We start from the raw sequence: 26,485 nt of genomic DNA, 5'->3' as shown, positions 1-26,485 counted from the left end.
GGTCGAAACCTACGGTGGGCCCGGATTTGCGGCCAGCCCGCCAAGGATGCGGGGAGGCAGGCGGCCGGCGCCGGCGGCCTTCGCAAGGTACTTGTACTCGCCCGCGACGTAGCGGTACTCGACGCGCGCATCAAAGTCGCGCCACCCTTTGCCGGCGCGGACCTTGGGCGGGACCCGGCCTTCCAGGCGGACGAGCTTCCCGGTACCGCTCTCGAACGTGAAGTACACGGGGTCGACCAGCATCCCCACGAGGAAGCTGGAGGGCTTCATCCGGATTCGCGTCTGTCCCGGTTGCGCCTCGACAGCCTGGAGTTGAAAGCCGATGGTACCTTCCTGGCGCTCAATGCGGGTGCGTCGGTTCGTGCCTTCCAGTCGCTCGAAGGAGACTTGGTCCTTCTCGACACGGATCGTGCCGGTCTGGCCGAGCTGGTTCGCATGGAGCGTGTAATCGATGAGCGCGTAGCGACGAGCAGGGATGCCTTCATGGCGGTCTCCAGTGCGTGCCGGTATGGAGGTGACCCAAATCATCGTTCATGAAGTCGAACGGTTGGCAACAGGCTCGGAATCACGTCCGGCGCGACCCTCCTGCGGCGCGTGGGTGCGCTGCCGGCGGAGAACGTCCCAGCCTGAACCACCCGCTGCCCCTTTCCGCCCACCCCATACCAGTGCGTAACTTCCGCCGGTGCAGCCTCCCCCAAAGGCTCGCGAACCGCAGCTCCTGCGGTCGATCCGTGAAGCAGCACAGCGCGCGGGTAGCAGAGAAGACGCCCTTCGCGCGGCGCTGCAACGGATCTGTGCGGCCACGGGTTGGCAGGCGGGTCGGGTCGAGTTCGTGGACCCTGCCGACGAGCCGCCGCGCAGCGTCTGGCACCTCGATCAGCCCGAGCGCCTTTCCAGCCTGAGGCCGGTGGCGGAGCGGCGGCGGCGCACGCGCGGATCGGGCCTCGCCGGACAGGTGCTGCGCGACGGCGCTCCGCAGTGGCGCCCCGATGCCGAGGATGGCGCGGGGGCGGTCTTCGCTTTTCCCGCCGTCGCCCATCAGCGGACGGTGGCGGCAGTCGAATTCTTCTCGGCGGCCTCGGAGCCACCCGACGATGCGCTGCTGTCGGGAGTCACCCGTGCCTGCGCGGAATTGGGGCGCGTCATCGAGCAAAAACCCGCGGAGGGAATGCTGCGCAAGGTGGAACGAGGCTACCGGGATCTTTTCGAGAGCGTGTCGGAAGCATTGATCGTCGTCGACCCGCGCACCGGGATCATCCAAGACGCCAATCCGCGCGCGAGCGATCTGTACGGCGTCCCCCGCGATCGCATGCTGGGCAGCTCCGTTCACGGGCTCTGGTCGGATGCCGGCGTCGGCCGTGCCGCCATCGAGCGCGCCCGCCGTTTCGAAACCGTGCTGCGCCGCGGGAACGTGGACATCGTCCTCGAGGTCAGCGCCAGCCCGGTGCAGTACCACGGGGCCCCCGCCTCGCTGCTTCTCACGCGCGAGGTCACCCAGCGGGTGCGCGTGCTCGATGCGCTCCGCGCTTCCGAGGAGCGCTACCGGATCCTCTTCGAGAACAATCCGCAGCCGATGTGGGTCGAGGACGCGGAGAGTGGCGCGTTCCTCGCCGTGAACGAAGCGGCGGTGCGGCATTACGGCTGGCCGCGCGAGAAGTTCCTGACGCTGCGCTCCGCCGATCTCCGCCTGGACCCCGGTGCTGGCGCGGAGCAGCGCGCGGGATCGCCGGCGGTCGAGCGGCATCGCACGGCATCGGGAGAAGCCCACGACCTGGAGCTCTCGGTTCACGAGGTCGTCTTCGAGGGTCACCGCGCGCTCCTGGTCGCGGCATCGGACGTGACCGCGCGCCGCAAGGCGCAGGCCCGACTGCTGCAGGCGGCCTTCTACGACCCGCTCACCGGCTTGCCGAACCGCGCTCTCTTCAAGGACCGCCTCGAGGTGGCGTTCGCACGGGCGAAGGGACGCGAGGCGGCGCACTTCGCGGTGCTGTTCCTCGACCTGGACCGGTTCAAGCTGGTGAACGACAGCCTCGGGCATCGCGCGGGCGACGAACTGCTCGTCCAGATCGCGCGCCGGCTGGAGAGCTGCCGCCGCGCCGGCGACACCGTGGCGCGGCTCGGGGGCGACGAATTCACCCTGCTGGTCGAGGGCGTCTCGACCGACGAGGAGGCGATCGCGGTCTCCGAGCGGGTTCACCGCGCACTGGCGCCGCCCTATCTCATCGAGGGACACGAGGTGTTCGCCGGAGCCTCCATCGGTATCGCGCTGGGCGGTCCCGTGACCGAGCGCGTTGAGCATCTGTTGCGCGACGCCGACACCGCGATGTACCGGGCGAAGGTGCGCGGCTCGCGGCACGCCGTGTTCGACTCCTCCATGCACGAGCGGGCGATGGCACAGCTGCGCATCGAGAACGAGCTGCGCCGCGCTCTCGAGCGCGGCGAGATGCGCGTCCACTACCAGCCCATCGTCGAGCTCGCCAACGGCCGGACGCTGGGAGTGGAGGCGCTGGTGCGCTGGGAGCATCGGGAGCGTGGACTGGTGCCGCCGAGCGAGTTCATCCCGCTCGCCGAAGAGACCGGCCTGGTGGTACCGCTCGGGCGCTGGGTGTTGGACGAGGCTTGCCGGGCGCTGGCGGCCCTGCCCGAGCGCATCTCACTCTCGGTGAACCTTTCCGGCCGGCAGCTGCTCCAGCCGGAGTTCTGCGCCGAGCTGAAGGAGATGCTCTCGCGCCGCCGGATCGAGCCGTCGCGCCTTCGCCTCGAGTTGACGGAGAGCATGCTGATCGGAAACGGCGCGGCGGCACGGGCGGCGCTCACGCACCTGCGGGCCACCGGCGTGCGCCTGTGCATCGATGACTTCGGAACCGGGTATTCGTCGCTCAGCTACCTGCACGAGCTGCCCATCGACTCTCTCAAGATCGACCGTTCCTTCGTCGGCGCCATGGGAGACGACGAGCGCAAGATCAAGATCGTCCAGAGCATCCTCGTGCTGGGAAAGAGCCTGGGGATCGACGTCGTGGCGGAAGGCGTGGAAACCCTGCAGCAGGCGGAGCTCCTGCGGCGGCTCGGATGCGAGCGCGCCCAGGGGTATTTCTTCTCCCGTCCGGTCCCGCTCGAGCAGCTCAGCCTGTAGCTGCCTTACTGCGTCCCCCCCACGATTTGCTTCGCATAACCGGCAGGGATCTGCCCTCCCTGCTGCACGCCATTGATCAGCGCGACCTCTTCCAGCTTCGCCGTGGAGGGATGACTGGACTGGAACTCGGTCACCGACATCGGGCGATCGATCTTCACCAGCTTCAGCTTTCCCGGCTTCACCGAGAGAGCGCTGGAGTCGGTGAGCTCGCTGAAGCTGCCCATCGAGTCCGTGAACGTGTTCGCGTAGTTGGAGAGGCCGCCCTGCGGAGTGTACCCGGCCATCAGATACGTGTTCCCCTGCCAGGAGAAGAAGGCGAGCACTCCTTCGATCGCGCCCTGCTGCGTCTGCGCCTGGAACGCGCGCGCCAGCTTCGCGCCTTTCACGTTGACGGGCTGACCAGCCTTGAACCCCTGTTGCGAGAACAGCTTCTGTGCGGCCTCGTCCGGCGACATCTTTCCCGCCGGCGAGAGCTGGAGGATGGCGTCCTGCTTCGGGCTCGCCGCCGCCACCGCCTGCGGCGTGTTCTGGTGCGCCCAGCCCGACGGGAGCTTCCACTGGAACTTCAGATCGGGGTGGTAGAACGTGTCGCCCTTGAAGAAGCCCTGCCGCGGATCCTCGCCAAAAGTAATTCCGTCGATCATCGACAGATACTTGTCGCGCTCGACCTTCATCCCCTCGGGCGAACCCTTCAGCTCCGTCTTCAGCCGCTGCTGCGTCGCCTCCAGCCGGTTGCCCGGATCGGGGTGCGTCTGCAGCCACTCCGGCGTCTTGCCCGCGCCCGCTGCCTTCGAGACGCCGTCCAGCATCTCGAACAGTGGAACCATCTGCCGCGGGTCGTAGCCGACCTTCGTCATGTAGCGGAAGCCGAGCTCGTCGGCCTGCGTCTCGTCGTCGCGCGAGTACTTGAGGAAGAGGAGTTGCAGACCCGCGCTCGCGGCCCCAGCGGCCGAGGCAACCGCCGGAGACAGGATCGATCCGATGCCGAGTCCGATTTGCGCGACCTGCTGTTTGCTCATCTGGTTGGCCGAATGCCGCGCCGCCACGTGACCCGTCTCGTGACCAAGCACCGCCGCCAGCTCCGCTTCAGTGTTCAGATGCCCCAGGATGCCGCGCGTGATGAACACGGGCCCGCCAGGCAGCGCGAATGCGTTCACGCTCGCGTCGTCGACGATCTCGTACGACCAGGGCAGGCTCGCTCTCCCGCTCTCCGCGGAGAGCCGCTTGCCGATGTCTGCGATGTACTGATTGAGCTCCGGCTTCTCCTTGTAGATGCCGTAGGCCTGCTCGGCTTCCTGCTTGGCTTGCTTGCCGAGCTCCACCTCCTGCGACTCGGACAACAGATCGAGCTGCATCTTGCCCGTTGCCGGATTGCGGAAGCAGGAACAGAGAGCGAGAGCGGCGACCGGAAGGAAATGGATGCGCATGGAACACCAAAGCTAGGCGGCCTTGGTACGACCGCCAGCGGGGAAGGTCCGTACGTTTGACTGTCCGACGTTGGGCGTATTCCAGCGGCGACGCCGCGTCAGAGCGGAAGGCGCAAGCGAGCGCGCGCACCGCGGCGGTCGCGGCGGTTCTCGAGCGCGAGCGATCCCTGGTGCGCTTCCGCGATCTGCCGCGAGAGAGCGAGGCCGATGCCGGACCCGTTCGCCTTGGTGGTGAAGAAGGGGACGAAGAGATTGGCGGTGCTCACGAGGCCGGGACCTTCGTCGACCACGGAGATCTCGAGCTGTCGCTGGCCGACGCTCCAGCTCACCTCCACGGCTCCCCCGGTCTCCAGCGCCGCGTCGGCGGCATTGCGGATGAGATTGATCAGGAGCTGCTCGAGCTGATCGGCGTCGGCCTGGACCGAGGCCGGTGGACCACCGCGAACGCTCACCGGGATCCGCTTCTCCAGGGCCGCCACCCGCTTGATCCACTCCTCGACGTCGACCGGAGCGAGCTGCGGCGGAGGCAGGCGCGCCAGCCTGGTGTACGCGCTCATGAACCGCATCAGGCTTTCCGCGCGCCGTTCGATCACGGCCAGACCCGCCTCCACGTCCTCGGGTGCCGCACCCTTCAGGCCGCTGGAGATGCTGTGGATCGGTGCAAGCGAGTTGTTGATCTCGTGGCCGAGCACCCGGACCAGACGCTGCCAGGCGAGGCGCTCCTCCTCGCGCAGCGCGCGCCGCAGGTCGGCGAGCACGAGGAGCTGGTGCGGCAACCCTCCCATCCGGAAGGTGCTGCGCCGCATTTCGAAGCGGCCGCTGGCGCCCGGAAGGTTCAGCTCCATCACTCGCGGCGACTCCCCTGCGAGCGCTTCCTCCAGTCGCAGCCGCCCCGCGTCCAGTCCACCCGACTCGAGGAGCAGGGAAAGAGGGATCCCGAGGAGCTTCCCGGCGGCGCGATTCGCCAGCACCGCCCGGCCGCGGCCGTCGAAGGCGAGCACCGCCACCTCGATCTCGTCCATCACGCGCCGCAGGAGCGCGCCCGCTTCCAGCGACCCCACGCGCTGGGCGTGCAAGGTGTCCGCGAGGTGGTTGATCTCGAGGAGCAGCTCGCCCAAGGGATCGCCAGCCCGGGCGCCGCGCCCGCGGACGGAGAAATCCTCCTCGCGGAGCGCCGCGAGCAGGTTCGCCGCGGTCTGCAACGGGCGCAAGACGCGCTCGCGGAGAGCCAGCGACGTGAAGAGCCAGACCAGGACCGCGACGGCGCCCACGGTCCAGCGGACCTTGCCGTCGTCGACGTAGAGGTGGAGGAGCAGCACGCAGGCAAGCACCGCCGGCGCGCCCGCAGCAAGCGAGAGCAGAAAGACGTGCTGATCGTGCGCCAGCCGCTTCTTCCGCCGGATCACGAAGCTTTCAAACCATGGTGCTGCAGCCGGCGATAGAGGGCGCTGCGCGACAGGCCGAGCTCTCTCGCCGCGTCGCTGACGTTGCCGCCGCAGCGGGCCAGCGCGCGCTGGATCAGGTGCCGCTCCGCATCGTCGAGCGTCATCCGCTCGATCAGGGCGGCCCCGTGGGGAGTTGCGCCGAGGAACAGGTCCTGCGGACCGATCTCCTCGCCGGACGCGAGCAGCACCGCGCGCTCCACGGCGTGCTCCAACTCGCGGACGTTGCCGCGCCAGGGATGTCGGACGAGCGCGTGCAGCGCATCCGCGGAGAACCGGCGAGCAGGCGTCGCGCCGCGCTCGACGATGCGCTTGAGGAAGAACTGCGCCAGCTGGGGAATGTCGTCGAGGCGGTCGCGCAGCGGCGGAAGCTGCACCTCCACGGTGTTGAGCCGGTAGAGCAGATCCTCGCGGAACCGGCCCTGCCCGACCTCGTCGTGGAGGCGGGCATTGGTGGCGGTGAGGACGCGCACGTCGGCGCGCTTCACCTTGCTCGACCCCACCGGCGTGAACTCTCCCGTCTGCAGGACCCGCAGCAGCTTCGCCTGCTGCTGCATGGGCATGTTGCCGACCTCGTCGAGGAACAGCGTGCCGCCGTCGGCCACCTCGAAGGCGCCGGCGCGGTCGGTCTTCGCATCGGTGAACGCGCCCCGGAGGTGGCCGAACAGCTCGCTCTCGAAGACACCTTCGGCGACGCCGCCCGCGTTGACCGTGACCAGCGGCCGGCCGGCACGCTTCGACGCGGAGTGGATGTATCGGGCGACTACTTCCTTTCCGGTCCCGTGCTCGCCGGTGATCAGCACGTTCGCTTCGCTGGGCGCGATCTTCTCGAGGACGCGCAGCACCGACTGCATCGCCGGCGACCGGGCGATCATCTGCGGCACGTTGCCGCGAAGCCGCGAGTTTTCCTCCTCGAGGCGCCGGCTCCGGCGCAAGGCGCGTCCCAACTCGACCTGCGTCCGCAGCGTGGCGAGCAGACGGGCGTTGTCCCACGGTTTCTGCACGTAGTCGCGGGCGCCGCGGCGCATCGCTTCCACGGCCCCTTCCACGCTGCCCCAGGCCGTCATCACCACGATGGGCAGCGTCGGATCGAGCGTGCGAAGCCGCGAAAGCAGATCGAGCCCCTCGCCACCGCTGGTGGTGTCGCGGGCGTAGTTCAGGTCGATGAGCGCCGCGTCGAAGTCCTCGTGCTCGAGCGCCGAGAGCACCCCCGCGGGAGACGTCGCCGGCACCATGGCCATGCTCTCGCGCTTGAGCAGCAGCCGGAGCGCTTCGAGCACGTCGGGCTGATCGTCGGCGGCGATGATCCGGGTCACGCCGCGATCCAACCGTCCCGCAACCGCACCACACGGTTGCCGTATCCGGCGTTCACTTCCGAATGCGTCACCTGCACGATCGTCGTTCCCTGCCGGTTGAGCTCGCGGAACAGCCGCATGATCTCCTCGCCCTGCTCGGAGTGCAGGTTGCCCGTGGGCTCGTCCGCGAGCAAGAGCTTCGGTTTGGCGATCACCGCGCGCGCCACGCCCACGAGCTGCTGCTGTCCACCCGAGAGCTGGGTTGGATAGAGGTCCTTCTTCGCCACGATCGCGAAGCGATCGAGCGTATCCGCGACCAGCGCCTGCCGCTCCGACGACTTCATGTCGCGGTAGCTGAGCGGCACCTCCAGGTTTTCTGCCACCGTGAGCGAGTCGAGCAGGTGGTACTGCTGGAAGACGAAGCCGATGGTGCGTTTCGCCAGCTCCGCGCGTTGCCTGGCGTTCAGCTTGTGCACCTGCTCGCCGAACAGCTCGTATTCGCCGGTCCAGGCGTGATCGAGGAGCCCGACGATGGCGAGCAAGGTGCTCTTCCCGGCTCCCGACGGACCCATCACCGTCACGAACTCCCCGGCGGCGATCTCCAGGTCGATGCGCCGGAGCAGGAAGATCTGCCCGGCGCCCTGCTTGATCGCTTTCTCGATGTTGCGCAGTCGGATCATCTCAAGCTCCGGGCCAGCAATGCGCCCACTGCGATCACCGCGGCCGCGCAGACCTGCGCCGCGGCAAGGACGACCAGCAGCATGCCCAGGACGGCCATTATTCCGACCTCAGCGCCACTGCCGGGTCCACCCGGGTGGCGCGACGCGCGGGCAGCCAGCTCGCCGCCATGGTCAGCGTCCGCCCGATGACTCTGGAATCGCCGGCAAACCGGAAATCGCGCAGCAGCGTATCCATCGTCTCACTCCGCCCGGAGGGCAGCCATCGGATCGATCCGCGTCGCCCGCAGCGCCGGGACACCGCTGGCGGCGACGGCAACGAGCCCGAGAAGCGCGGCGATCACCGCGTACGTGAGCGGATCCCGGGCGCTGATTCCGTAGAGCTGGGAAGCGATCAGCTTCGATCCGGCGAGCGCAGCGACGGCCCCGACGCAGATGCCCGCGACCACCGTGCGCAGCGCACCGCTCAGCACCATCCGCATCACGCTCGCAGCGGAAGCGCCCACCGCCATCCGCACGCCGATCTCCCGGGTCCGCTGGGCGACAGCGTACGAGGTGACGCCGTAGATCCCGACCGCGGAGAGGAGCAGCGCAAGCGCGGCGAACGCGGCGAGCAATTGCAGAGGAAATCTCCTGACCGCGAGCGAGCTCGCGAGCACGTCCTCGAGCGGCAGCACGCGATCGACGGGTTGTGCCGGGTCGACGCGCGACAGCGCCTGCCGGACCGCCGCCGGGGTGATCCGGCCGCGCACCACCAGCGTCATCTGATCGGGCGGTTCCTGCGGAGCGGAGTAATAGAAGACCGGCGGCACCGCCTCGTCGAGCCCGTACTCCCGGGCATCGCTCACCACGCCGACGATGGTCCACCAAGCGTCGCGATGCCGCTCGGTGTCGATCTTGATGCGCCGCCCGACGACCTCTTTGCCCGGAAAATAGCGGCGCGCCCACGCATCATTCACGAGGACCACCAGCGGCGCCTTCGCGTCGTCCGCGGCGGAGAAGTCCCGGCCCGCCAGGATGCGCTGCCGCATCGCAACGAAGTATCCTGGCAGTACCGCGCGGAATTCGTCGGTCGGCCACGGCTCCCCGCTGGCCCGCTCGTATCCCTCGATTTCGATGGTCTGCCCGAACCTACCGCGGGTGGGAAGGATGAGGTTTGCTCCCACCGCGGTCACGCCCGGAAGCGCCGCGGCAGCGCGCAAGCCTTGCTCGAAATAACGTTCGCGCACGTCGGCGTCTGCGTACGCGGGTCCGGCGGGCGCAAGGTCCGCGGCGATGGCGCCTTCCACGTCGAACCCGGGTGAGACGTGCAGGATGCGCGCGAAGCTGCGCAGCAGCAGCCCTGCCCCCACCAGGAGGAACAGGCAGATCGCCACCTGCGCGATCACGAGCGCCGTGCGCAGGCGCGCCGCCGGCACGCCGCCGGTGCCGCGGCCACCTTCCTTCAGCGACGCCGCGAGGTCGACGCGGCTGGCCCGCAGCGCCGGCACCAGCGCGAACACGAGCGTGGTCGCGACCGTCAGCCCTGCCGAGAAAGCGAGCACGGATCCGTCGACGCGGACGTCTCCGAGCTGGCGGATCTGACGGGGAGCCACGGCGAGGAGCACGTCGAGTCCCCAGGCCGCGAGCAGGACCCCGAGCACGGCGCCTGCCGCCGCGAGCAGCAGGCCCTCGGTGAGGAGCTGGCGGACGATGCGCGACCGCTCCGCCCCGAGCGCCGCCCGCAGCGCGAACTCCCGCTCGCGCCCCGCGGATCGTGCGAGCAGGAGGTTCGCGACGTTTCCGCAGGCGATCAAGAGCACCAGGAGCACGGCTCCGAACAACACCAGGATGGGCTCGCGGGAAGAAGCCACGAAGCGATCGCGCAGAGGCTCCACATGGAGCATGGACTGGAATTCGGGCGGGTAGTTGTTCGGGTGTTCCTTCGCGATGCGGATCGAAAGCTGCTCGATCTCCTTGTTGGCGGCATCCCGCCGCACGCCGGCGCGCAGCTTCGCGACGGTGAGGAGGTAATGCGCCCCGCGGTCGACGAGCCGGTCGTTCTGGGTAAAGCCGTACGGGATGAAGAACTCATGCGCGCCGTTGAAGGCGAAGCCGTCCGGCAAGATGCCGATGATCCGGCGGCTCCGGCCGTCGAGCGTCACCGATCGTCCGACCGTTCCGGGATCGCCGCCGAATCGCCGGCGAAACGCAGTGGCGCTCAGCAGCGCCACCGCGTCGTTGCCCTGGAGATCTTCGTCGGGGCCGAACGCACGACCGAGCTGCGGACGCACGCCGAGCGCGCTGAAGAAGCCGGAGGTCACCCGCGCAACCGGCACCCGCTCCGCCCGGTCAGTACCCTGCAGCGCCGCCGACCCGGCGTTGAACGACCCGACACTTTCCAGCGACTGCGCCTGCGGCAGATCATAGAGCTCGGGGACGGAAAGCCCTCCCTTGCCGCTCCCGATACCCACGTAAGTGCGGTAGACCGAGACGAGCCGGCTCTCGTCGCCCCAGCCGAAAGAACGCAACAGCACGGAATTCACCACGCTGAAGATGGCAGTCGTGGCGCCGATGCCCAAAGCCAGGGCGATCACCGCGGCGGCGGTGAAGCCCTTGGTTCGCCAGAGGGCGCGCAGCGCAAAGCGGAGATCGCGAAGCAGTTGATCCATGAAGTTCACTCCGTTCGCAGGGCAGTCATCGGATCGAGTTCGCGGGACTCGGAATTGTCCACGGTACCTACCTCGCCATTGCCGAGCTCCTCGGCGTCGTCGCGCTCGGCGCGAGCGGCATTCCCGCCCTGCGGGCGACGCGGATTGCCTGCCTCAAGGTGCGCGCCGCGAACTTGAGGTCGCTCACCATCGGGCCTCAGGCGGCGGAGGATCCCGTTTCCTCGACGATGCGGCCGTCGAAGAGCGAGACGGTGCGCGTGGCGAGCCGCGCATACGACGGATCGTGCGTCACCATGATCAGCGTCGAGCCGCCCTGGTGCAGCTCGGAGAGCAGCTTCATCACCGCCTGTCCGTTCTTCGAGTCCAGGTTTCCGGTGGGCTCGTCGGCGAGCAGGATGAGGGGATCGCCGGCGACGGCGCGGGCGACGGCCACGCGCTGCTGCTGGCCGCCCGAGAGCTGCCCGGGCATGTGGCGCGCCCGGTGGCTCATGCCGACGCGATTGAGAGCGTCCTCTACGCGCTTCTTGCGATCCGCCGGCGCCATTCCCCGGTAGGTCAGGGGCAGCTCGACGTTCTCGAAGACGGTCAGGTCGCCGATCAGGTTGAAGCTCTGGAAGATGAACCCGATGTGGCGGTTGCGGACGTGGGCGCGATCGGAGGGCGACAGGTCCTGCACCGGCTTGGCGTCGAGCAGGTACTGACCGCCTGTGGCGGTGTCGAGCAGGCCGAGGATGGCCAGGAGCGTGGTCTTGCCCGACCCGGAGGGACCCACGATCGAGAGCCACTCGTTCTTCCGCACCGCAAGATGGATGTTCGAGAGAGCGTGCGTCTCCACCTCGTCGGTGAGGAAGACCTTCTCGACGTCCTGCATTTCGATCAACGCATCGCTCACCGGAGCCTCACACGGTCGGTAGAGTCCCACTGGGACATGTCGGAGAGGATCACGGCGTCGCCCTCTGCGAGGCCGTCGATCACTTCCACGGTGCTGACGGAGCTGCGGCCGAGCCGCACCTTCACCCGGTGCGCCTCGTCGCCTCCCTTGATCAGCCGGAACAGCTCGGTCTGGCCACCGGGCTGCGCGCCCGCGGGTCGTCCGACGAAGAGAACGTTCTGCAGCTTCTCGATCTCGATGGTGCCTTCCACGGTCAGGTCCGGCCGCGCGCCACGAGGGAGCTCGGCGGGAAGGGACACGTCCACCTCGACCGACCCCTGGTTCGCCGAAGGAGAGATCCGGGAGACGTCGCCTTTGACCACGCCGTTTCGGGTATCCACGACGGCGGAAAGATGGAGCGCGAGATCGCGCGCCTGCGTCTCCGGGATGCGCAGCACCGCCTTGAGCCGTTCCGGCTGCACCACCTTGGCGAGGAGCGCGCCGGGCGTCACCCACTGCCCCAGCTCCAGCGGCAGCTCGGAGAGGACGCCGCGATCGATGGAGCGCACCTTCATCGAATCGACCTGCTTGCGCCGGAAGGCGACCACGGCCTTCAGCCGCTCGATCTGCGCCATCTGCGCGGCCACCTGCTCCTTGCCGCTGCCCGCGACGACGCCAAGTCGCTTGCGCTCGATCTCGAGACGGCTCGTCAGCTCTTGCGCGCGCTCCATCTGCTGCCGCGCCTCCACTTCGCTGATCACGCCGTCCTGCGCCAGCTTCTGATCGGCCTTGGCGCGACGCTGCGCATCGGCGGCCTGGGCCTCGAGCGTGGCGAGTCCGGAGCGCGTGATGAGCGTGTTGCCGTCGGCGGTGGCGCGGAGGTTGATCAGGTCTGCCTGCGCCTGGGCGAGCTGGCGCTCGGCATCGAGCGCCTGCAGCATCACGTCCGGGTTGGACAGCTCCATCAACACCGTTCCGGGCTCGACCTGCGCGCCCGGCCGCAGAGGGATCCGCTCCACGCGGCCCGCGGTGTCCGCGGTGATCAGACGGATCTGCTCGGGAACCAGAGTCCCCGGGCCTTTGACCTCGCGCAGCATCGGGCCGCGCTTCACCGTGTCCGTCCACAGGCCGGAGCGGTCCACGACGGGCGCCGCCGCTCGCAGCCTGGAAAGGCCGAACGTGATCGCCGCCAGCGCCGCCGCGACGCTGACGCCAATGATCAGGTTGCGCTTCCGCGTGTTCCGCGGTTTGCGCGGAATGTCCACCACGCTCGTGCGCGGTTCCATCCTGGAGATCTCTGGCTGCATCGGATGATCCATTTGAGCGAAGTCCGTGCCAAGCCACTCCAGAGGGGGATTACTGCCCTGCGTGACCGGGGCGGGGAAAGGTCGTCCCATTTCCGGACAGATGCCCTACTCCGTCCGCAAGGCCACTGCGGGGTGCAACCGTGACGCCCGGCGTGCGGGCAGGTAGAGCGCAGCCGCAGCGACGCTTGCCTGGATGGCGACAACGGCTGCAAAGGTGCCCGGATCGGTCGCCGAGACACCGAAGAGCAGCGCGCCGAGAACGCGCGACGCAATCATCGAGCCGACGAGGCCGATGACCAGCCCCGCGCCGATCAGCCGGAACCCGCGCGTGAAGACCAGGCGCAGGACGTCGCGCCCGGCCGCACCGAGCGCCATCCGCACGCCAATCTCGCGCGTCCGCTGCGCCACCGTGTATGCCATCACCGCGTAGATACCCAGGACTGCGAGAGTCAGGGCGAGCGAGGCGAAGAGCGCGAGCAGGAAAGCGCTGAAGCGTTCCTGGGTGACCGACGCTCCCACGCGGTCCGCCATCGTCTTCACGTCCGCGACGGCCTGCTCGGGATCGATCGCGCGGATCGCGTCGCGCAGCGCCTTGATCAGCGGGGCAGATGCGCCGCCGAAACGGGCGATCACATACAGGCTGTTCCCGCCTTCGTCGCTCTGCTCCTGCCGCAGCCACGCTTCCGCGCGCGGGACTCGGGCGAGACCGCCCGACCGGACGTCGCGGATGAGGCCGACCACCGTGTACCTGGGAAACGGCCGCGTCTGATCGGGCAGGAACCGCTCTGGCGGACCCAGCCAGACGCGTCGTCCGATGGCTTCCTTGACGCCGAAGAGCTTCCGCGCGGCGGTCTCGTTGAGCACGATGGCGGGTTCCTTCGGATCGTCGGGAAAGCGGCCGCGCACGAGCTGCATTCCCAGAGTCCGGAAGTAGTCCCCGGTGACGAGCTGGAAGAGGCAGTTCGCCACCGCGTCCAGGTTGGCGGGCTCCGGCTCGCCTTCGGCGCTGATCCATTTGCCCCAGCTGTTGTTCGACATCGGCACGTTGGAGCCGACGCCCACCGATGCGACCCCGGGCAACGCGGTCACCGCGTCGATCGTCTTGCGCGCGAAAGCGAGCCGCGCAGCATCGTCGGGATATCTGCGCAGCGGAAGCTGCAGGTTGGCCGTGATCACCTGCTCCACCCGGAACCCCGGATCGAGGTGGTTCAGGGCACGGAGGCTGCGCAGGAGGAGCCCGGCGCCGGCGAGGAGGACCACCGAGAGCGCGACCTCCGCCACGACCAGCGCCGAGCGCAGCCGGCCCGTCCGTGGTGACACGGTGGCGGTGCCGTCCTTGAGCGCTTCGGAGAGGGAATGGCGCGACAGGAGCAGGGCCGGAGCGAGGCCAAACGCGACGCCGGTGACGAGGGAGAGCGCGACCGCGAACGCGAGCACGCGCAGGTCTAGCCGCAAGGGCGGGAGCTGGGCGAGGACGTCGCCGCCGAGCGCGGAGATGCCGCTGAGCGCCCAGACCGCGCAGGCGCAGCCCAGCGCTCCACCGGCGAGCGCGAGAATCACGCTTTCGGTCAGGAGCTGCCGGACCAGCCGGGTGCGCGTCGCGCCGAGGGCTGCGCGCACGGCGATCTCGCGACCCCGCGCAGCACCCCGGGCAAGCAGGAGGTTAGCCAGGTTCGCGCAGGCGATCAGGAGCACCATCGCCACCGCTCCGAGCAGCAGCAGCAGCGCCGGACGGAAGGCGCCGGACATTGCTTCGCGGAGCGGTTGCAGGGCGGCGCCCTGCCCCACGTTGTTCGCGAACTCGCGCGCGAGCGCATCGGCGACGCGGGTGAGGTCCTTCTGCGCGCTTTCGAGACTCACAGAAGGCTTGAGCCGCGCGATCACCTGCGTAAAATGGTTTCCGCGGGTGAGCATGTCGCTGTCGGGCTTGAACGAGATCGGCGCCCACAGCTCGATGGAAGGATCGTCGAAGGTGAATCCCTGCGGCATCACGCCGATCACCGTCCAGGGTTCACCGTCGAGCGTGACCGACTTTCCCAGCACGCCGGGATCGCCGGCGAAGTGCCGCATCCAGAACCGGTGCGAGAGCACCAGCACTTGATGCCGGCCCCATTGCTCCTCCTCGGCCGTGAAGAAGCGGCCGAGCCGCGGCTGGAAGCCGAGCGCAGAAGGGAGCTCATGGGTCGTCCGGTCCATCAGGACCCGCTCGGGCTCGCCGCCGGCGACCCCGACGTTGCGCCGGGTCGAGTAGTACGCCGCCATGGTCGCGAACGACTGCGTGCGATCCCGGTACGCCTGGAAATCGGGCAGCGCCACGTTCATCTGCGGATATGCGGAGGTCACCGACCAGACCATCACCAGGCGCTCCGGATCGCGATAGGGCAGCGGACGCAGCAGCACCGCGTCGACGGCGGAGAAGAGCGCCGTGTTCGCGCCGAGCCCGAGCGCGAGCGAAAGCACGGCCGCCACGGCGAATCCGGGGCTGCGGCGGAGGGCGCGAAGTGCGTAGAAGAGATCCTTCAGCATCGATTCACTCCGCCCGCAGAGCGAGCGCCAGGGCGGCAATGACCGTGAATCCGGGCGCTTTCCGCAGCGAGGGCAGTCCGTAGCGCACGTCCTGGACGAAGCTCTCCATCCCCTGCCCTGCAGCGAACGCCGTGCCAATAGGCGCTCTCGGCGATTCCGGAGGGGATGACCGCCCTTGGGATCGGCAGTCCCGTTTCCGGACACCGGAGTTGCGTTTGGCATCGGCGGTTTGCTAGGCGGTGGTCGTGTCCTTCTGGCGCGAGATGTCGAAGGTCGAGCGGGCCACCTTCCGGGCCTGCTTCGGCGGCTGGGCGCTCGACGGCATGGATTTCCAGTTCTACAGCTTCATCATCCCGTCGCTGATCGCCGGCTGGCACCTCTCCAAGGCGCAAGCGGGCACCCTGCAGACGAGCACGCTGCTCGCTTCCGCGTTGGGCGGCTGGATGGCAGGGTTGATCGCCGATCGCATCGGGCGCGTACGGACGCTGCAGATCACCATCCTCTGGTTCGCGCTCTTCACCGGACTGTGCGGACTGGCGCAGAGCTACGGGCAGCTGCTCGCCGCGCGCAGCCTGATGGGACTCGGATTCGGCGGGGAGTGGGCCGCGGGGGCGGTGCTGATGGGCGAGGTGATCGCGGCGCGGCACCGTGGAAAAGCCGTCGGCGCCGTCCAGAGCGGCTGGGCGCTCGGTTGGGGCGCGGCGGCGATCCTCTACACGGTGATGTTCAGCATCCTCCCCGAGCAGACCGCCTGGCGCGTACTGTTCCTCGCCGGCATCCTGCCCTCGCTGCTCGTCCTGTACATCCGGCGCAACGTCGAGGAACCCGCCGTGTTCCGCGCTGCGCGGCAGAGCGGCGCGCGAGGCCGCTTCTGGGAGATCTTCGCTCCCGACATGGCGGCGACCACCGCCCTCGCGGCACTCCTCGCCACGGGCGCGCAGGGCGGCTACTACGCGATCACGACCTGGTTGCCGACGTACCTCAAGACGGTGCGCGGGTTGTCGGTCTTCAACACCGGCGGGTACCTCGGCGTGGTGATCGCAGGCTCCTTCTGCGGATACCTGGTGTCCGCGGTCCTCTCCGACCAGCTCGGACGCAAGCGCAACTTCTATCTCTTCTCGCTCTGCTCGATGGCGACGGTGCTGATCTACACGCTGGTCCCGATCAGCGACCGGGCCATGCTCGTGCTGGGCTTTCCGCTCGGGTTCTTCGCGAGCGGCATCTTCAGCGGCATGGGCGCGTTCTTCACCGAGCTGTTTCCGACGCGGGTGCGCGGGTCGGGTCAAGGCTTCAGCTACAACTTCGGGCGCGGAGTGGGCGCGCTGTTTCCGACCGTGATCGGCTTTCTCGCCGCTTCCATGCCGCTGGGGCGCGCCATCGGCATCTTCGCAGCGTCCGCCTACGCGCTCCTGTTCGTCGCGGCCTTGATGCTTCCCGAGACCCGCGGCCGGGAGCTGGCCGCCGTTGCCTGAGCTGCAAAAGCTCTGCGACGGCGCGGCGCTGCTCTCGCTGCCGAACCAACAGGCGCTCGACCTGGCTGCATCGTTGGCGGACGATCCTCCCGAGGGGCTGCTCGACGCCGTTCCCGGCGCGCGGACCCTGCTCCTGCTCTACGATCCCGACCTGCTCGATGTGAAGCGGCTGGATCTTTCGCGCCGCGGAGATCGGCCTCCGCCGCGCACTGTCCGCATCCAGGCCTGCTATGACGGCGCCGATCTCGAGGAGGTTGCGCGTGAGCTCGGCGTCGCCGCGGAAGAAGTCGTGCGCCGCCATGCTCGCGCCGAGCACGTCGTCTCGTTCCTCGGATTTGCGCCCGGGTTCGCTTATATGACGGGCGGGTTTCCCGTCGCGCGTCTGCACACTCCGCGCGTCCGCGTGCCCGCCGGGAGCCTGGCGGTGGCGGACGGATACACCGGGATCTATCCGGCGGAGACGCCGGGAGGGTGGCGCCTGCTCGGGCGCGTCAGCGCGCGCATGTTCGATCCGGCCGCCGATCCTCCTGCGCTGCTGCGGCCGGGAGATCGCGTCGTTTTCGAACCGGTTCGAAAGCTCCCGCGTCCGCCGCGACGCCCGCGGCCTCCGGCTCCTTCCGGAGAGCCGCTCCTCCGCGTCATCGCTCCCGGAGCATTCACCTCGGTGCAAGGCGGCCCGCGACATGGGCTCGCTTCGTCCGGGGTGCCCGCCGGAGGCGCAATGGATCTCGCTTCCCTTGCGGCGGCGAATCGCGCTCTCGGCAACGACCCGTTTGCCGCGGCATTGGAGATCACGCTGACCGGGCCGGAGCTGGAAGCGCTGCAGGACCTGCGACTGGCGCTCGGAACCGATGTCCGCCCAATCAAGCGCGGTGACCGCCTGGCCACCGGTCAGGTGCGTCGAGGCGTGCGCGCATACCTCGCCGCCGAAGGCGGCCTTGCCCTGCCCCTGCCCGGCGAACCCATTCGCGCGCTGACTGCTGGCGAAGTGCTCCACGGCGCATCGGGCTCGCGGCGGCAAGGCGCCGAGCCGCCACGTCTGCCGATCCGCTGGGGCGAGCCGCTCATCGAGGTACGCGCCCATCGCGGTCCGCAATGGCACTTCTTCGCCAGCCCGGAGGACTTCTTCGACCGCGAGTACCGCGTCACGCCGAGCAGCGATCGCCGCGGATTGCGTCTCCACGGTCCGGCAATGGCGCTCGCGCGGCGTTCCGACATTCCGCCCGAAGGGACCGCTCCGGGCGCCGTCCAAGTGCCCGGCGACGGGATGCCCATCGTGCTCGGTCCCGATCGCCCCGTCACCGGAGGATATGCGAAGATCGCGACGGTGATGCCCGCGGACTTCCCGCTGCTGGCGCAGGCGGGGCCGGGGACGGCGGTACGCTTCGTGGAGCAGCGATGGACCTGAAGGCCGACGTCGCAGTCATCGGCGGCGGCGTCATCGGCTTCGCGATTGCGCGGGCGCTCTCGCTGGCTGGGCGCGACGTCATCCTGCTCGAGGCCGAGCGGGCGCCCGGGATGCACGCCAGCTCGCGCAATTCCGAGGTGCTCCACGCCGGGTTCTACTACGTGCCGGGCTCGCTGAAAGCGCGCCTGTGCGTCGCCGGGCGCAGATCGCTCTACGCGTATGCGAAGGAGAAGGGGATCGCGCATCGGCGCGTCGGAAAGCTGGTCGTCGCCACCTCAGAATCGGAGATCGCGACGCTGCAGAAGTATGCCGCGCAGGGCGCTGCCAATGGTGTCGAGGGGCTCTCGCTGCTTTCCGCAGCCGAGGCGCGAGAGCTCGAGCCTGACGTGCGCTGCGTGGCGGCGCTGTGCAGCGGGGAGACTGGAATCATCGACTCGCACGGGCTGCTCCGTGCGCTGCGCTCTGATGCGGAGTCGCACGGCGCAGCGATCGCGCTCAACTCACCCGTACTGAGCGGGCGGGTCCGGTCCGACGGCATCGAACTGGACGTCGGCGGCGAGGCGCCAACACGCTTGCGCTGCGCAGCCGTCGTGAACGCGGCAGGCCTCTGCGCGCAAGCGGTCGCGCGATCCATCGAGGGCGTCCCTCCAGCGACGATCCCGCCCTGCTACTACGCGCGCGGGCACTACTTCGTGTTCTCGGGAGCGTCGCCGTTCCACCATCTCGTGTACCCGGTGGCTGTCGCGGGCGGGCTGGGGATCCATGTGACGCTGGATCTCGAAGGGCATGCGCGGTTCGGGCCCGACGTACAGTGGATCGATTCGATCGACTACTCGTTCGACGAGACCCGTGCGCCGCAGTTCGCGGCGGCGATCCGGCAGTACTGGCCGGCGCTGCCCGCGGACGGCCTGCAGCCGGGGTACACGGGGATTCGGGCGAAGCTCGGGCCGGCCGGGAGCGCCGCTCAGGATTTTCTCTTTCAGGGCCCGCGCGACCATGCAGTTCCCGGGCTCGTCGCTCTGTACGGAATCGAATCCCCAGGGCTGACGGCGTCGCTCGCCATCGCGGAGCACGTGATGAACCTGCTGCGCTGATCGAAGCGCCTGAACAGCCTATTCGTACTGCTCTTCGCGGCGAGAGGGTGAACTTCGCGGCTTGTGACTCCCGTCACAGATGATGCGTCGCGGCTGTTCTAAATGCGGCGGCGAAAGCGGATAGGCCTACGCAACCACACGGATGTCTGCGGGCACGCAGGCCGTAACCTCCGTCGGCACCCCCCGCTGCACCTTCGACAGATCGTTCTTGTGGGGACGTCGCCTTCGCTCGTTCGGCGGCGCTCTTCGTTGGCGAGGACGCCGCGCCCGCGGAGTTGGCTGCAACTGTCGGAGGTACGGCACATGCGTCACCCATTCCGAGTCATGTCAGCAATCGTTTTTGCCCTAGCGTGCGGTACCGAGCACAAAGCCCCTGACCAAGGATCGGTCTTGCCGACCGCTGCACAGCTGGAAATACGCCCTTCCAAAGTCCAACTGACGACCAACGATGCGCAACAGTTCACGTTGTCGCCGACTACGGTGCAAGTCACCTGGAGCGTGGCGGAGGCGAACGGCGGCTCGATCAACCAGAGCGGATTCTATACCGCTCCGGGTTACTCGGGCGTCTTTCACGTCGTCGCGACCAGTACGACGAATTCGGCGGCAAATGCCCAGGCGGTCGTGACCGTCGACAGCGGCGTCCGCATCGCCGCGACGTCGCCTGTGAACGCCTATGCATGCGAGGCCGTTGCGCTGACCGCGACTGTCACCGGATCGACCGATACCGGCGTCGTCTGGAGCGCGCCGCCGTCGTGCGGCACGGTCACCACCGCGGGTGTCTTCACGTCAGCGCGCGGGACAGGTACATGCATCGTCAGCGCGCAAGCGCACGCCGATGCCAGCAAGATCGCTGCCATCACCGTGAACGTTGCGCCAGAACGAGTCCTCAGCGTGGCGATCGTACCCGGGTCGGCAAATCTCGCGGCGGGTGGAGCCCAAACGTTCGCCGCCAACGTGACGACTGCATGCGGAACGTTTCCAGCGGGTAGCTGACCCGAGCACAAGTGCGAACGCCCTCGACCTAGCGTCGACGGCGCGTTCGAGTGCAAAAGGGTGAACGGTTTTCCTCGGAGCGCAGGACACGAGCGTCTCGATACAGTGCGACGCAGGCGAATCCCTTGATTCGACAATGAAAATCCCTGCCGGGCGCCCGCACGCAAGCAGATGGGTGCTGACTTGGACTTCTATATGGACGTTTCCCCGGCCACGTCGTAGCGGATTACACCCTAGCAGAAAATTGCACCTCGCGTTTGTCTAAACCGGGGGATCCCGGGTATGTTCCGCCTCGCGCGCTTCAGCGCTGGGGGAGGAATACGATCCGCCGAGCCGCCGTTCATCCTGAACCCGTGATGGGTCCGGAGTCCGTCATGGTCGCTGCCGTCGAGAGAAATCTGCAGGAGAACGACGCGCAAAGCGATCCCCCGCGCCGAGAGTACCAGGAACTCTGGTTCGCTCTCGCGCGCAAGTCGTGGCGGTCTTTGGCAATCGTCGCCGTAGATCGGGAGGAGTCCGCGAGCGAAATCACGAATGCGCTCAGCGAAGTCGCTCGCATGCTCGACGAGCGCGTCAGCTTCTTCGCGCCCATCGATGTGCTCGACTACGTGTCGGTCGCAGGCATATTCAGCGCTGCCAACGCGAATTTCGCAGCCGACATCCCACGTCCGGTGAAGGCGCCCGTGAGAAGCATCGCCATACTGCCGCCGGTCGTCAGGAATCCGCTTGCGCTAAAAGTAGCTACCGCAGCCGACGTCGTGGTCATCTGCGTCGAGATTGGAAAGACTCGGCTTTCCGCCGTACGTCGCACGATCGAATTGATCGGACGCGATCACGTCGCCGGGTGCGTGCTCATCGGCTGACCGGTTGGATCGGCCGGAGAATCGACTTCGTCGGACGCAACCGTAATCGCCGGCTCTTTGCTGATCGAGTGGACTGGTGAGGCGAGGAGTATCTCGATGAGCGTTGCGCTACGAGCGTTTCAATTCTGCCAGGACGGGAAGCCCAAGGCCGCGCTCGACTTGCCACCGGCACAGAACGGTCGCGCGACGCAATTCGATCAGAACTGCAGCGAGCATGGCGAGGAAGAGCGCTCCAGGAATGCCAAGACCGAAGACCTTCCAAGCTTTCGGCGATACTGACTTGGTCGGGACCTCCGCCGGCCAGATCACGCTGTAACGGTACTTGAAGGCGACGCGCGCGGCGTCGAGCTCGAGTTGCGCGCTGTTCAGTCGCTCGACGACCTGCTGGTATTGAAACCGCGCATCGCGCACGGCCTCGTTCTGCTCCACACCGATAGATCCCGTTTGCTGCGACATGCGCGGACGTGTGGACGGTGGGACTGAGCGACGTCGCGCAAGGCGAGCCAGGTACTCCTGCTGTAGCTTTTGGTGCTCGCCGCGGAGCTTCACGATCTGCGGCGAGTCGTGCGAGAGCGCCTCGATGTCCTGCCGCAACGCGATGACCGCCGGATAGGCGTCGGTAAACACTGCCCGTCTCTGATCGAGCTGTGCCTGCAAATCCGCAAGCTGCCGACGCCGGAGTTCTTCCACGTCTTGGATGGCCCGCTCCTTGGCGTCGACCATCGCCTTTAGCCTCACCAGCTCCTCCCCGCCCGATTGGGGCGGAGCCGGGACCGACGTCTGGTCCGGAGAGGAGCCTGTCTCCTGGCGCGCAGCCTGACGCTGGGCCTCCTCTGTGACGCGATCGAGTTGATCCCGGAGCGCGGCGGCTCGCCCCTTTAGCATGGAGACGACCTCGTCGATCGCTGTGATCTCTTGGATGTGACGTGTCTCCAGAAAGTTCTCGGTGGCGGTTTCGACGAGATGGTACGCCTGCGAAGGATCGGGCCAATCGATCGAGATGGTGATCGTTGCGTCGTTGGTAGTGACCACAAGCGCTTTGTCGAGACGCTTTACCAGGCCGTCCAGCGGGTCGCGGTCGGCGGATTCATCACTGACTAGACCCACGAAGCGCGCGAGCAGGGGTGGGCGGGTTTCGCCAACAGGGGGGCCGGCTGCAGGCGAGTACAAGTTCGCTTGCTGGATCAGCGCCAGCACGTTCTCGCGGCGGTGCACGAGCTCGTTGGCCGAGTGTGTCGGGTCATCCTGAACGGTGGATCGGATCGGCGAGGGGAGCGCTTGCGCACGCTGTGTCAATACCGTGGTCTCAACGCGGTACTTCGGTGTGCAGATCACAAGATACCCAATCGAACCACCGACCCCGAGCAGGAAGAATGCTGCAATGAGGCGAGCATGCCGCTGTGCGGAAGCCAGCGCGAGGCGAATCATGTCTGCCGGGGTCGCGGTCCATTCCAGAGCCCCTGGGTCATCGCCGCCAAATCCGGCGAAATCCGGCGACGAGTCCCCTTCTGACGTGTGACGGTTCATGGAATCATCTTACCTCAGGGGTGAGCACTTCAGCGCTGGCACTTTTGCCGTGTGGCTGAGCGCTGAATGGGAACGCGCCTCTCAGTTGGAAAGTCCCCACGCGTTCTCGATCAGCGTCTTCGTGTGGCGGATGTTGGCAGGGCTTGATGCACCGAATACGATGGACTGAAGCCCCTCGAGCTTGCAGACCCACTCGATCGCCTGCGCGGGCGCGATCGCGCCAGATGCAAAGACCGACATGGCGATGGGGCGGCATCGCCGATTGCGGAGCGCCTCGACATACGCTTCGATGCCTCCACACATGCGAAAGCCGATCTTGTTGATGTTAGTGCAGACGATCGGGTTTTTCACTCCAACTTCTTCCAGCGCGCCGAGGAGCAGCGGAAGATTCATCGTGATGAAGCCCGGTTCGGCATGATATCGTTCTTGGACGTACCGCGCGAACTCGGCGAACACCGGATGGAGTCTCAACCCCAGAAGCAGATCCGTGACGACGTTCTGGATGAAGATGACTGGTGTGTTGAGCCCTTCGAAGCGCTTCATCTCGGCATCGATGAGGAGCGTCATCAGCGCGTATATGTCTTGGGTTACGGCTCCGACGGCGCCGCGTACCAGGGTATTGATTACGCCGCCGGTCGAAAAGCGCTGGATCGTTTCCAGCACGCCAACTTGGCTGACGGAGTTCGCATACTTGTGCGCGTATGGCATGCACGGGTAATAGACGAAGTCGCGGTAGCGTGCCGGATTCGCGCGCATGTGATCACAGATCTCGCCGATGCGGTCATGCGTCGTGCACATGAACGTGCGAATGCCCATGTCATATGCATCGTCCAGCACGCGAATGATGGAGCTCGTTTCCTTGAACCGGACCAACTGTTGGCGCGCTTTCTCCTCCGACATATGATTCACGCCGAAGAATTGATTGTCGCCAAAGAGGATTCGATCCATGTCGTGCTGGCTCCTCAAGCGGCGGCCTGGTCTGCGCGGGCGATGAGGTCCAAGACCCGGTCGGTCTCGTAAGCGCTGGCAAACGAGTTCTCATGCACCACGCTCCCCGACCGGATCGACGAGAGAAAAGCAGCTACCTGCGCGGTGTACTCCTCACCGCGCAGGTAGAACGCAACGCCTTCCTGCAGATCGGTGATCCAGCGCGTATTCCAGCCTTCCTGGTAACCATCGAACGCGGTGCCGCAGAGTACTTTCAACTCTTGCCGATCGACCGCCAATTCCCCGTTCGTGCACTGGATGTTGATCTTCGTGGTCATCTTCCTCACTGAATCGTCGCTCCAGTTGGTTTCAAGAGTGCCGACCGCACCACCGCGATACTCGAACTCAGCGGATACTGCGTCCTCCACATTGCGCGAGAAAATGCTCTGCATTCGGGCTTTGAAAACCTTCGTCGGCGGACCGACCAGAAAATTCATCAGGTCCACCACGTGGCACGCGTAGTCGTGCAGGCACCCGCCGCCCTCCGCCTTCCGCGACCGCCAGGTCGACGCCTGCTGTTTCACGACGACAGGCCCGATGGCGCTGCCATGGATGCTCGTGACGCGACCGAGCGCGCCCGCCTCCAAGAGCCGGCGGGCCTCACGGAACGTGCCGATGTAGCGGTTGTGGAATCCCACCATGTTGACGCGCCCGCGCTGAGCAGCGAGATCCGCTAGCGTTCGGCTCTCCGAGGCCGAGAGAGTGAGCGGCTTTTCCACGAACACATGGAGATCTCGCTCCAGTGCATGCTTCGCACATTCGAAATGCATCGATGTCGGGGTGGCGATGAAGATGCAGTCGAGGCGGGTCTGATCGATCATTTCTTCGTAGCTGGTATGCGTCTCTATGCCGGCGTACTTCCGCAGCACAGAAAGGATGTACCGCGACGTGTCGCAGACCGCTGCTACCGACGCGTTCGGCAGCGCATTCGCGATCGCATAGTGTGAGAGGCCCATCTTCCCTGCGCCAACGATGCCGATTCGCATCAACCTCGACGCCCTCTCAGATTGTGACTCGTTCCAGCGATCGTTGGCCAAAGAGCCCCTCACTTGTAAATCAATACTCCGCGGCGCCGGCGCGAAATCATAAGTGGATCTGCACCTCGGCGCAAAGTCAGGCTGCGTCTACCTCAGATGCGGCTCACATGCAGTGAGCGCGCGTCATCATGAGGCAGTCGCCACGGACGCTCCGAATGGGTTGCGATACAGACCAAGCCGTTGCTGAGCGAGCAAGTACAAGACTGGCGGTTGATGAACGAGGTACCGGTGCCATCGTTGTCGCGGCTCGCGAACCAGACGGTACAGCCACTCCAGCCCCGCATCAGTCATCCAGCGGGATGGACGCTGCAGGGTATTGGCCTCGTAGTCGATCGTTCCTCCCAACGGAAGAAAGGTTTTCACATGAGGCATCCGGTCGCGGTATCGCACGATGAACTTCTCCTGCCGCCCAGCTCCCAGACCGACGACAAGTACGGTTGCGCGGGAATCGTTGATCTTGGAGATCATCCGATCCACCTCGCCGAGGCGCGTATCGAAGTCGCGAGGAGGGGAGTCCGTTCCGACGACCATCTCGCGGCCCACGGCCGCATTGATGTTCCTGCGTGAGATCTCGGCGATTCCGGGACCACCCCCGCAGATGAAGATTGTGATGCCCTCGACGTTCTTGTGCCCTGAGTAGAATCGCGGAAAGAAGTCGGAACCGGACACGCGTTCGCGGAGTGGCGTTCCGAGAATCTTCGCGGCCGCGAAGAGGATTTGACTGTCGCAGGTTACGACATCGAACTCGGGCAGCATCTCGTAGAATTCACGATCCTTCTGTAGCTTCATGATCATGTCCACGTGAAGCGTCAAGAGCAGCCCCTCGCGGAACGAGAAGAGCACCTCATCCATCGTGACGTCGTCGACATCGACGTTCAACAGTCGGACTCGCCTCTGTTTCGGATCCAGTTCGCCCCCCCGCGGTGCGTCGCTACCGCGCTTGCACTGCGGCGCGGCTGAGACCTGCGCGCAATCGACTATTGATTTCGCTCCAGACGCTGGCCGCCTGGCCGCCGGCCGCAGAGTCCACGGTAACAATCCTAGACCTCGCAGGTCGGGTCGATCAATGGAAATTTCGCGCCGGAGCGGAAAAGGCCCACGGCCCGCGCGTGTGCGGTGCCGTCGTCGCCGAATTCGACGCGTCGATCCAGGCGAAACACCGTGGAGTTCCGTCGTCGTGGTCCCAGCGGGCGCCCCGGGGTCGGCCACGTCCCTTCGCGACGGTCGCTCGCGGACGTCGCGAAGTGTCCGCAAAGGTTTGGTCCGCGTCTACGGCTCGTAGGCTCCGATGCTCGGCGGGTTGGGGCGCGTCTTCACCAGCGTAAAGTCCGTGGACGGTGCATTCGCCGCACTTCCGGCCCCGATGAGCGGCGAACCGGCGGCCAGCGTCAAGTCAGTTGGCGGATTTGTGAATAGTGGATTCCCAGTCACGCCAGGACCCGGATCGAAGTCGCTCCCCGGACTGTTGGCGTAGAATGCCGACGCCCCTCCGTAGCAGGCATTCGTTGTAACGGCTGCATACGCAGACGCGTTCGGGTTGCAGGTCCCGCTGCAGGCCGGGACGTTCGCGTCGCCGATATTGTTGCGGACCATGCACACTGTACCGCCCACCGAGCATGTGCCGAGCGGCGTCGAGAAGCACGCTCCGGTCACTGAGTAGACGCTGTTGTTTGCGATGATGTGCCCAATGCCCTCGGCCCCAGCGTGAACGCCGTACTGGCCAGCGAGACTGGTCCCGGTCATGTAGAGCGTGTTATTGGCGATCCTGGTATTGT

General features: G+C 66.9%; 19 protein-coding genes and 1 pseudogene (1 of these 20 running past the window's edge). 6 read left to right on the top strand and 14 right to left on the bottom strand.

The genetic code is table 11. The features are described from left to right. Positions 1–9: 9 nt before the first annotated feature. Complete coding sequence (locus E6J58_22375) at positions 10–528, bottom strand: hypothetical protein (GenBank protein TMB32670.1); 519 nt, start codon at positions 526–528, stop codon at positions 10–12. Positions 529–832: 304 nt separating this feature from the next. On the opposite strand from E6J58_22375, the gene E6J58_22370 reads away from it, so the two are divergent. After that, a complete protein-coding gene (locus E6J58_22370; protein TMB32669.1) occupies positions 833–3,133 on the top strand; it encodes an EAL domain-containing protein in 2,301 nt (766 codons plus the stop codon). A gap of 5 nt (positions 3,134–3,138) precedes the next feature. On the opposite strand, the gene E6J58_22365 is transcribed toward E6J58_22370, so the two are convergent. The 8 genes from E6J58_22365 to E6J58_22330 all read right to left on the bottom strand — a co-directional run bounded on the left by E6J58_22365 (position 3,139) and on the right by E6J58_22330 (position 15,551). Further along, the gene (locus E6J58_22365) at positions 3,139–4,560 is read right to left on the bottom strand and encodes a peptidase M48 (protein TMB32668.1); all 1,422 of its coding nucleotides are present in this window, start codon (positions 4,558–4,560) and stop codon (positions 3,139–3,141) included. Between the two features lie 98 nt (positions 4,561–4,658). Then, the gene (locus tag E6J58_22360) at positions 4,659–5,921 is read right to left on the bottom strand and encodes a PAS domain-containing sensor histidine kinase (GenBank protein ID TMB32729.1); all 1,263 of its coding nucleotides are present in this window, start codon (positions 5,919–5,921) and stop codon (positions 4,659–4,661) included. 41 nt (positions 5,922–5,962) lie between these two features. Beyond that, positions 5,963–7,309 carry a sigma-54-dependent Fis family transcriptional regulator gene (locus E6J58_22355; protein TMB32728.1) on the bottom strand — a complete coding sequence of 449 codons (1,347 nt, stop codon included), beginning with the start codon at positions 7,307–7,309 and terminating at the stop codon, positions 5,963–5,965. Between the two features lie 5 nt (positions 7,310–7,314). Continuing rightward, positions 7,315–7,977, bottom strand: coding sequence for an ABC transporter ATP-binding protein (locus E6J58_22350; protein ID TMB32667.1), 663 nt, complete (start codon positions 7,975–7,977; stop codon positions 7,315–7,317). Positions 7,978–8,216: 239 nt separating this feature from the next. Beyond that, the gene (locus tag E6J58_22345; GenBank protein TMB32666.1) at positions 8,217–10,625 is read right to left on the bottom strand and encodes an ABC transporter permease; all 2,409 of its coding nucleotides are present in this window, start codon (positions 10,623–10,625) and stop codon (positions 8,217–8,219) included. Between the two features lie 196 nt (positions 10,626–10,821). Continuing rightward, positions 10,822–11,496: an ABC transporter ATP-binding protein gene (locus E6J58_22340; protein TMB32727.1), complete on the bottom strand. Its 675-nt coding sequence runs from the start codon at positions 11,494–11,496 to the stop codon at positions 10,822–10,824. A 17-nt stretch (positions 11,497–11,513) separates the two neighbouring features. Continuing rightward, on the bottom strand, positions 11,514–12,761 hold the full coding sequence (locus E6J58_22335) for an HlyD family efflux transporter periplasmic adaptor subunit (GenBank protein TMB32726.1): 1,248 nt from the start codon (positions 12,759–12,761) through the stop codon (positions 11,514–11,516). A 147-nt stretch (positions 12,762–12,908) separates the two neighbouring features. Continuing rightward, positions 12,909–15,551: an ABC transporter permease gene (locus tag E6J58_22330; protein TMB32665.1), complete on the bottom strand. Its 2,643-nt coding sequence runs from the start codon at positions 15,549–15,551 to the stop codon at positions 12,909–12,911. A gap of 41 nt (positions 15,552–15,592) precedes the next feature. Between E6J58_22330 and E6J58_22325 the strand changes: the two genes are divergently transcribed. The 5 genes from E6J58_22325 to E6J58_22305 all read left to right on the top strand — a co-directional run bounded on the left by E6J58_22325 (position 15,593) and on the right by E6J58_22305 (position 21,159). After that, a complete protein-coding gene (locus E6J58_22325) occupies positions 15,593–16,801 on the top strand; it encodes an MFS transporter (GenBank protein TMB32725.1) in 1,209 nt (402 codons plus the stop codon). Then, positions 16,794–18,209 (top strand): 5-oxoprolinase/urea amidolyase family protein, encoded by a 1,416-nt coding sequence (locus E6J58_22320; GenBank protein TMB32664.1) that lies wholly within the window; start codon positions 16,794–16,796, stop codon positions 18,207–18,209. Before E6J58_22325 ends, E6J58_22320 begins: the two co-directional genes overlap by 8 nt. Next, positions 18,200–19,303, top strand: coding sequence for an NAD(P)/FAD-dependent oxidoreductase (locus E6J58_22315; GenBank protein ID TMB32663.1), 1,104 nt, complete (start codon positions 18,200–18,202; stop codon positions 19,301–19,303). Before E6J58_22320 ends, E6J58_22315 begins: the two co-directional genes overlap by 10 nt. A 390-nt stretch (positions 19,304–19,693) precedes the next feature. Beyond that, a complete protein-coding gene (locus E6J58_22310; protein TMB32662.1) occupies positions 19,694–20,296 on the top strand; it encodes a hypothetical protein in 603 nt (200 codons plus the stop codon). Between the two features lie 557 nt (positions 20,297–20,853). After that, positions 20,854–21,159, top strand: coding sequence for a CpsD/CapB family tyrosine-protein kinase (locus E6J58_22305; GenBank protein TMB32661.1), 306 nt, complete (start codon positions 20,854–20,856; stop codon positions 21,157–21,159). Positions 21,160–21,267: 108 nt separating this feature from the next. Here the strand turns inward: E6J58_22305 and E6J58_22300 are convergent, their stop codons facing one another. The 5 genes and pseudogenes from E6J58_22300 to E6J58_22280 all read right to left on the bottom strand — a co-directional run. After that, positions 21,268–22,686, bottom strand: a complete 1,419-nt coding sequence (locus E6J58_22300; protein ID TMB32660.1) for a lipopolysaccharide biosynthesis protein — start codon at positions 22,684–22,686, stop codon at positions 21,268–21,270. Positions 22,687–22,767: 81 nt separating this feature from the next. Further along, on the bottom strand, positions 22,768–23,634 hold the full coding sequence (locus E6J58_22295; protein TMB32659.1) for a hypothetical protein: 867 nt from the start codon (positions 23,632–23,634) through the stop codon (positions 22,768–22,770). A 14-nt stretch (positions 23,635–23,648) separates the two neighbouring features. Next, entirely contained in the window at positions 23,649–24,659 is a 1,011-nt protein-coding gene (locus E6J58_22290) for a Gfo/Idh/MocA family oxidoreductase (GenBank protein ID TMB32658.1), read from the bottom strand. A 177-nt stretch (positions 24,660–24,836) separates the two neighbouring features. Next, a complete protein-coding gene (locus tag E6J58_22285) occupies positions 24,837–25,589 on the bottom strand; it encodes a WecB/TagA/CpsF family glycosyltransferase (GenBank protein TMB32657.1) in 753 nt (250 codons plus the stop codon). 874 nt (positions 25,590–26,463) lie between these two features. Beyond that, a pseudogene (locus tag E6J58_22280) lies at positions 26,464–26,485 on the bottom strand (hypothetical protein); it runs 1,589 nt beyond the window's last position.

It is taken from the genome of Deltaproteobacteria bacterium (genome assembly GCA_005879535.1).
Lineage (GTDB): Bacteria > Myxococcota > Myxococcia > Myxococcales > 40CM-4-68-19 > 40CM-4-68-19.
The sequence above is the reverse complement of the archived record's forward strand: the minus strand, read 5'-3'. Positions and strand labels throughout refer to the sequence as shown.